The organism is Sphingomonas sp. (assembly GCF_048594985.1).
Classification (GTDB): Bacteria; Pseudomonadota; Alphaproteobacteria; order Sphingomonadales; family Sphingomonadaceae; genus Sphingomonas_I.
Genome location: NZ_JBMDXG010000299.1, coordinates 1 through 5,149, shown reverse-complemented (window position 1 = coordinate 5,149; position 5,149 = coordinate 1). Strand labels below are relative to the sequence as shown.

At 68.9% G+C, this 5,149-nt stretch carries 4 protein-coding genes and 1 pseudogene; 3 read left to right on the top strand and 2 right to left on the bottom strand.

All coding sequences use genetic code 11. The features are described 5' to 3' along the window. Window positions 1–337, bottom strand: a pseudogene (locus ACOJSF_RS12240) (adenosine kinase); the annotation flags it as partial. 105 nt (window positions 338–442) lie between these two features. On the opposite strand from ACOJSF_RS12240, the gene ACOJSF_RS12235 reads away from it, so the two are divergent. Next, entirely contained in the window at window positions 443–643 is a 201-nt protein-coding gene (locus tag ACOJSF_RS12235; protein WP_420142478.1) for a zinc-finger domain-containing protein, read from the top strand. A gap of 27 nt (window positions 644–670) precedes the next feature. On the opposite strand, the gene ACOJSF_RS12230 is transcribed toward ACOJSF_RS12235, so the two are convergent. Then, window positions 671–1,981: an SLC13 family permease gene (locus tag ACOJSF_RS12230; protein ID WP_420142477.1), complete on the bottom strand. Its 1,311-nt coding sequence runs from the start codon at window positions 1,979–1,981 to the stop codon at window positions 671–673. 102 nt (window positions 1,982–2,083) lie between these two features. Between ACOJSF_RS12230 and ACOJSF_RS12225 the strand changes: the two genes are divergently transcribed. Together ACOJSF_RS12225 and ACOJSF_RS12220 are read left to right on the top strand one after the other, a co-directional pair. After that, a complete protein-coding gene (locus ACOJSF_RS12225; protein WP_420142476.1) occupies window positions 2,084–2,938 on the top strand; it encodes a hypothetical protein in 855 nt (284 codons plus the stop codon). Between the two features lie 336 nt (window positions 2,939–3,274). Next, a partial coding sequence (locus ACOJSF_RS12220; RefSeq protein WP_420142475.1) for a TonB-dependent receptor domain-containing protein occupies window positions 3,275–5,149 on the top strand: 1,875 nt, incomplete at its 3' end.

Here is a 5,149-nt window from a genome sequence, read left to right as displayed (position 1 = left end):
ACGGCTGGCCTGCGCGGGCCGGGGTGGCAAAGGCGACGCCGTTGGCGCGGATATCGTGCGCGAAGACCGCGCCGAGCTGATCGTCGGCGACCTGGCCGATGAAGCCGCACTTGGCGCCGAGCGCGGCCATGCCCGCCACCGTGTTCGCGGCCGAACCGCCGCTGATCTCGCGCCCCGGCCCCATGCGCGAATAGAGGCCGTCGCTGGTCGCTTCGTCCATCAGCCGCATCGAGCCCTTGGCGACTCCCTCGCCCGCGACGAATTCGTCGTCGGCCTGGGCGATCACATCGACGATGGCATTGCCGATCGCGACGACGTCGAGCGTGGGTTCGGTCATGGGGTGCTGGTCTCCGGAAAAAAGTCTGCCGCCGCGTAAGGATGTGCGCGCGGGCGTGCAACCGCCGTTGATCTCTGGTCGCCCCGCTTGCTATCGGCCCCGATCATGCTGCCGCCGCCCGAAACCGCCCGAGTCTCCACCAGCCGCGTCGCCTGCGATGGCGCGACCGACATTCCGGGGGGCGCGGCGCTGGGCCATCCGCGCGTGTTCCTGGAGATCGACGAGAAGGGCTATGTCGACTGCGGCTATTGCGACCGCCGCTTCATCCTGATCGGCGGGCCGGCGGACGACCAGGCGGCGCACTGACGCGCCGGCATCGCGCCGCCCGTTCGATCAGAACGGGAAGAAGGCGCGGATCGCGGCCAGCGCGGCCACGCAGGTGATGATGTTGAGCGGCAGGCCGACGCGCACGAAATCCATGTAGCGATAGCCGCCCATCTGATAGACGATGACGTTGGTCTGGTAGCCGAACGGCGTGGCGAAGGCGGCGCTGGCCGACATCATCACCGCGACCAGGAACGGGCGCGGGCTGACCCCCAGGCTTTCGGCGAGCGCGACCGCGACCGGCGTGACGAGCACCGCGACGGTGGCGTTGGACAGAAGCTCGGTCAGGATCATCGTCAGCACGTAGAGGATGGTGAGCGCGATCATCGGGGTGAAGCCGTGGACGCTCGAGATGAGCAGGCGCGACGCCTGCGCCGCGAGCCCGCTTTCCTCCATCGCGATGCCGATCACGACCATCCCCGCGATCAGGATCAGGATCTGCGGCCGGAGCCCGCCATAGGCCTCGTCCGCGCTGATCACGCGCAACAGGATCAGCAGCACCGCGCCCGAAAAGGCGGTGGCGGCGATCGGCGCCACCCCCGCCGTCGCCAGCGCGACCGCGCCCGCGAAGGTGGCGAGCGCGATCGCCGCCTTGGCCGGCTGCAGCGGGCGCGGTTCGGCGAACAGCTCCGCATCGCCGACCTGCGCGCTGTTAATGTGCGATCGGTCGACCGGCTGCGCGTCTCCGTCGCGCCCGCCCGCATCCTGCCGCCCGTCGAGCAGGCGGCCGCTGACCAGAAACAGATACAGCCCGCCGACCAGCGCCATCGGCAGCCCGACGGGCGTTACTTCGAAGATGCCGAAGCGCGGCTGTCCGGCGACGCTCGCCATGTCGTCGACCAGCAGGTTGGTCGAGGTGCCGATGAGCGTGCAGCAGCCGGTGAGGATCGTGACGTAGGAGAGCGGAATCAGATAGCGGCGGGGCGGCAGCCGGAGCGCGGTGGCGACATCGCGGATCACGGGCGCGCCGAGCACCACGATCGGGGTGGAATTGAGAACGCACGACACGCCGCCGATCATCGCGAGGAGCAGCCACATGCCCGCAGCACCCAGCCGCCGGCACATCGCCACCGCCGACGCGATCGCGCGATCGAGCAGCCCCGACAGTTCGAGCGCGTAGGCGATGACGAACAGCGAGGCGAGCGCGATGATCGCGGGGCTGGCGAAGGCGCCCTGAACGTCGACCGGGCGGACCACGCCGGTCATCAGCAGCACCGCCGCGCCCGACAGGGCCACGACATCGGCGCGCACCTTGTCCCAGATCAGCGCGGCGACCACCGCCGCCAGGACGAGCAAGGTCAGGATCTGGTCGATCGGCATGCCGCCCGTGCGTCGGGCGCGGGGGCGGCCGTGTCAACGCCCGGCGACGGGAAAAAACCTTTTCGGACTGGAGGATGACGGCGAATTTGCTATCACGCCATCATGCAGGAACCCACCGTCAGGACCAGCCGGCTTGCCATTGCGGGCGGGCTGGCGGCGATAATGGCGGTCGGTGGCGCGGGTTTCCTGTTCGGGCGATCGACCGCGCCCCGGCCCGAGCCGGTGCCGCAGGTGGCTGCGCCGATCCCGGTCACCCCCCCGCCCCCGCCGTCCGAAGCGCCGCGCACGATGGCGCGGGCCGACCTGATCGATCTGGCGCGACGCGCGGCCGATGCGTTCGCATCGAACCAGCCCCCGCCCGGCGACATGGACGCGGCGGCCGGCCGGCGGTTCGACCTGGTGCTGCCGTTCGGATGCGGCGGGCCGAGCGACGCGGCCAGCACGCTGCCGATGCAGTGGCGCTACGACGCGGAGGCCAAGGTGCTGCACGTGTCGGTCAATCCGACGGCCTGGAGCGCGGCCGACTGGGGCCTTGGCGAAGAGGCCGGCGTGACCAGCGCCGAGGGATTCTGGATCGCGCGGCCGTGGTCGAGCAGCGAGGCCTGCCCCACCCGCGTCGGGACGGCCACGCCGACCGGGGTCGAGCCCGTCACGCTGCCCGGGCAGACGCTGGGGATCGCGCAATTCCTTGCCGACGGGGCCCGCCGCGAAGGCCGCGCGTTCGAGATCCGCCAGCGCATGAACCCCGAGGAGGCGGAGGGCGGCCAGGGATTCCGCCTGCGCCTGATCGGCCGCGTCGAGCGGATCGCGGGCGCCGCGCCGGTCCGCTGCATCCAGCCCGCCGGGATCGAGCAGCGCCCCGTCTGCGTGATCGGAATGCGGATGGACGAGGTGCGGATCGAAAACCCCGCAACCGGCAAGGTGCTGGGAACCTGGCCGGCCAGCCGGCCCGACTGACGCGCGTCGCCACGCGATCGAAAGGTTAGCGCTTACCGGCCGGGCTGCTTGCCGTATCCTCGCGCGTCTGACGCTCTGAACGCCGCGCCGGGACAGTCCTGTCCTCACCGCATTGTTGCCAAACTGTAACATGGTCGCCGAGATGCGCGGCGGCCGTACTTTTGCGCGGTGCAGCATATTGTGCCCGGCACGCGTTACCGAAAGACTGTGTCCCAGTAACAAAGGGGACACATCATGCGATTGACCGTGTTGTTTCGTTGCGGTGCCTGCCTGCCCGCAATGATGCTCTCCCATGCAGCCCTGCACGCGCAGGTTGTCCAGAACGGACCCGCCGCCGTGGCAGGCACCGAAGCGCAGGCCCAAGCGGGCGACGACGTGATCGTCACCGGATCGCGCATCCGCCGCGATCCGCTGGACAACGATTCCCCGGTGGTCGTGCTCGACCAGACGGCGCTGGCACAGACCGGCCTGACATCGGTCGCCGACATCCTCCAGCGCCTGCCGAGCGCGGCGGGCGGGCTGAACAGCAAGGTCAACAATCGCGGCAATATCGGCAACCCGCAGGACGGCGGGGGCGTCGGCGCGGGATCGGCCGAGATCGACCTGCGCTACCTGCTCGCCAAGCGCACGCTCGTGATGGTCGACGGGCTGCGGTTCGTCAGCGGCGCCTCGGCCAGCGGCATCCCGTCGACGGTCGACCTCAACTCGATGCCCAACGGGATGATCGAGCGGATCGAGGTGCTCCAGTCGGGCCAGTCGCCGCTCTACGGCTCGGACGCGATCGCGGGCGTGGTCAACATCATCACCAAGCAGTCGCAGAAGGGGCTCCAGGCCTCGGCCCAATATGGCAAGTACCGCGCGGGCGACGGCGGGACGCAGGAATATAACGCCAGCTACGGCTTCCAGGGATCGACCACCTCCGTGGTGGTCGGCGGCAGCTATGTGAAGCAGAATGCGGTACGCACGGGCGACCGGGACATCTCCCAATATCCCAATCCCGGCCAGACGACCTGCAACATCGCCAACGGCGGGTGCAGCAGCGCGACCACGCTCGGCCGCTACGACGTGCTCGGGCAGAGCCTGACCCTGAAAGCCCCGGTGATCGGGCGCAATCCGGTTTACGACGCGGCCAACCCGACCGGCCCGAACAGCGATTTCACTCCCTATACGCAGGCATCGACCTTCAACTTCTCACCCTACAATTACTTCCTGACCCCGTCCGAACGATATGGCGGCTATCTCAGCGTCCGGCAGGAACTGGGGTCGGACGTGAACCTGCGCGTCAAGGCGGTCTACAATCGCCGCAACTCGCAGAACCAGGCGGCCTTCCTGCCGCTGTTCGTCGGGCCCGATGCGGGCAACGGCAACCTGCTCGACACGATCTCGATCGATGCGACCAACCCGTTCAACCCGTTCGGCGTGACGCTGTCGGCGGGCGGCGCGGGCAACCCCCCGGCCAATTACTCCACCGTCCGCCGCCGCCTGGTCGAGGCGGGGCAGCGCACCTACACCCAGCATGTCGACACCATGTCGCTGACCGGTACGCTGGACGGCAAGTTCGCCATCGGCAGCCGCACCTTCTACTGGGACGTGAATGCGGTGATCGGCTTCAACGACGCCCGCCAGACCTTCACCGGCAACGTCAATGCGGCAAGGCTGGCGCGCGCGCTCGGGCCGGTGGCGCAATGCACCGGCGATTGCGTGCCGTTCAACATCTTCGGCGGCGCGGGTTCGGTGACGCAGGCGATGCTGGATTATGTCGGCTTCGTCCAACGTGACAGCAGCAGCCAGTCGCTGCAGGACTATACCGCCAACCTGACCGGCGACCTGTTCGATCTGCCGGCCGGCCCGGTCGGGATCGCGGTGGGTTACGAACATCGCGAGCAATGGGGCCAGTTCGATCCCGATCCGATCATCCAGGCGGGCCTGGGATCCGATATTCCGGCGCAGGCGGCGTCGGGCTATTTCAACACCGACGAATTCTACGGCGAAATCCGGGTGCCGATCCTGAAGGATACGCCCTTCTTCCAGTCGCTCGATCTCGACGGGGCGGTCCGCCACGCCAATTATTCGACCAGCGGCAGCAGCACGACCTTCACCGGATCGGTGCTGTGGAAGCCGATCACCGACCTGCTGCTGCGCGGATCCTACGCCGAAGGCTTCCGCGCGCCGAGCATCGGCGAGCTGTTCGGCGCGCAGTCGCGCGCCGAC